The following is a 2,411-nucleotide window of genomic DNA, read 5'->3' as shown; positions in this document are numbered from 1 at the left end:
CGTCTACAGCCTGCTGCAGATGAACCTACGCTTCAACAATCCGACGCCGAAGAAGGTGCTGTCGCTGATCGGCCGGACCAATCCGGACGTCATCACGCTCGACGAAGTGTCCGGCATGTGGGCGAAGGAGCTCGGCTATATTGCCGGCGCCTATCCCTATCGCATCCTGTGCGACTATCCCAACGGCATATTCGGCGTGGCGCTCTTGTCACGCCGTCCGTTCGCCGCCGGCACCGCGCCGCGTTGCGAGCCGCGCGGGGCGATGGCAACCGCCACGATCGACTTCAACGGCGTTCCGGTCGACGTCGCCGCGATCCATCTCAGCTGGCCTTGGCCAATGGAGCAGTCCTGGCAGATCGGCGAGCTGGCGGAACCGCTGGCAGCGCTCGGCGAAACCGCCATCATGGCCGGCGACTGCAATGCCGTGCCGTGGAGCGCGGCGGTGCGGCGGGTGGCGCGGCTCAGCGGCATGACGCTGATGCCCTCGGCCGGCCCGACCTGGATCCACCGCACCCTGCCCGACGTCCTGCGCCGCTATGCCGGCCTGCCGATCGACCAGGTGTTCAGCAAGGGCGGGGCGGCGATTCTCTCGTCGGCCCGGCTGGAGGATACAGGCTCAGACCATCTGCCGGTTCTGGTCGAATTCACGCTGCCGCCCGCAAGCAATGCGCCCGAGGACCAGCACCAGTCGGCGCTGGCGGCAAACGACGCGCCGGACAGACCGCGGGGCTGACGCTTCGTTTCTTAAGCGAACAGGCTGAGTTCAGTTCTTCCCCACCAGCGCATTGACCAGCCGGTCGACATGGCCGCCGTCGCGGTGCTCGCGCGCGTCAAAGGCGTTTTGTCTCGCTTCATATTGCGCGTAGACGGCGTCGATCCGGCGCCTGGCCTCGCGATGGGTGGCGGTGCAGAACCAATTGTCGGCCAGCTTCAGGCCGGCAATGGACTTATCGGTGGCCCGCATCATGGCCTCGGCGATGCGGCCGTGGTGACGCTCGTGGGCGTGGACGCCGGCGAGGAAGCGCCGCCAGCGCCGCTCGAGCTCGGGTTTCGGCAGCGAAGCCAGGCGCGGAAAAGTGTAGGTGAGCTCCATCGTTCCGTCGGCGCCCCGCAACCTGCAGACCCCGTCGGTGCGGTCCACATCGAGCTTCCAGTTCACCACATAGCCGGTATCGGCGATGGCGCGGGTCATGAAGCCGTGCTTGGGACCTTTGCGGTTCATCGCTTCAACCAGGGCGGCGCCCGTCGCGCCGGCGATGTCATAGTTGCGCGTCGTGACCAGCACCTTGGTGCCGGCCAGGGCCTGCGGGGCGCCGCCGCACAGGCCGCCGAGCATGATGAGGCATGTCAGAAACGCCAGGCGCATTGTCCTTGCTCCCTATCCGCAGAAAAGGAACTATAAGCCGCTTGCAATTTCAAGCGTAAGGAACCCGCCGACTGGACCGCAAACGGTTGCCGGTCGATGAAGCGGCTCACATGCCTTGGTAGACCGGGCCTTCGCCGGCTTTCTTGGAGCGGCGGTCGAGACGGCCCGGTCGAGCGGCTCACATGCCCTGGTAGACCGGGCCTTCGCCGCCTTGCGGGGGCACCCAGTTGATGTTCTGGTTCGGGTCCTTGATGTCGCAGGTCTTGCAGTGCACGCAGTTCTGCGCGTTGATGACGAAGCGCACGTCCTTGGCCGACGGATCGGCGGCGGCGTTGCCGTCCTTGTCCACCCATTCATAGACGCCGGCCGGGCAGTAGCGGGTCGAGGGACCGGCGAAGACGTCGTGCTCGGAACGCTGCTGCAGCGCCATGTCGCCGACGATCAGGTGCACCGGCTCGTTTTCCTCATGGTTGGTGTTCGATAGGAACACCGAGGAGAGCCGGTCGAAGGTCAAGACGCCGTCCGGCTTCGGATAGGCGATCTTCTGATGCTTGGAGGCCGGCTCGAGCGTCGCATAGTCGGCCTTGCCGTGTTTTAGCGTGCCGAAGGGCGAGAAGCCGAACAGCGTGTTCAGCCACATATCGAGGCCGCCGATTCCGACGCCGACGATGGTGCCGAAGCGCGACCAGAGCGGCTTGACGTTGCGCACCTTCTTCAGGTCCTTGCCGATGTCGCTGCCGCGCCAGGCCTCCTCATAGGACGCAAGCTCGTCATTGGCGCGGCCGCTGGCGACGGCGTCGGCGACATGCTCGGCCGCCAGCATGCCGGACAGCACCGCATTGTGCGAACCCTTGATGCGCGGCACGTTGACGAAGCCTGCCGCGCAACCCATCAGCACGCCGCCTGGGAAAGACAGCTTCGGCACGGATTGCCAGCCGCCCTCGGTGATGGCGCGCGCGCCATAGCCGATGCGCTTGGCGCCTTCGAAGGTGCCGGCGATTGCCGGATGCGTCTTGAAGCGCTGGAACTCCTCGAAGGGCGAGAG

3 protein-coding genes are annotated in these 2,411 nt (G+C 66.0%); 1 reads left to right on the top strand and 2 read right to left on the bottom strand.

The window, feature by feature from the left end; all coding sequences use genetic code 11:
• Positions 1 to 733, top strand: a 733-nt coding sequence (locus EOA23_RS33805; RefSeq protein ID WP_127307242.1) for an endonuclease/exonuclease/phosphatase family protein, incomplete at its 5' end; no start/stop codon positions are given.
• Positions 734 to 763: 30 nt separating this feature from the next.
• On the opposite strand, the gene EOA23_RS33800 is transcribed toward EOA23_RS33805, so the two are convergent.
• Together EOA23_RS33800 and EOA23_RS33795 are read right to left on the bottom strand one after the other, a co-directional pair.
• Positions 764 to 1,366, bottom strand: a complete 603-nt coding sequence (locus tag EOA23_RS33800; RefSeq protein ID WP_127307241.1) for a DUF922 domain-containing protein — start codon at positions 1,364 to 1,366, stop codon at positions 764 to 766.
• A 178-nt stretch (positions 1,367 to 1,544) separates the two neighbouring features.
• A partial coding sequence (locus EOA23_RS33795) for an electron transfer flavoprotein-ubiquinone oxidoreductase (protein ID WP_145966578.1) occupies positions 1,545 to 2,411 on the bottom strand: 867 nt, incomplete at its 5' end.

Source organism: Mesorhizobium sp. M2A.F.Ca.ET.042.01.1.1 (assembly GCF_003997405.1).
Taxonomy (GTDB): domain Bacteria; phylum Pseudomonadota; class Alphaproteobacteria; order Rhizobiales; family Rhizobiaceae; genus Mesorhizobium.
This window is presented reverse-complemented; position numbering and strand designations above follow the sequence as displayed.

Bases quoted from the DNA above. Each gene is read 5' to 3' on its own strand.
- EOA23_RS33800 (WP_127307241.1), bottom strand. From the start codon at position 1,366: ATGCGCCTGGCGTTTCTGACATGCCTCATCATGCTCGGCGGCCTGTGC.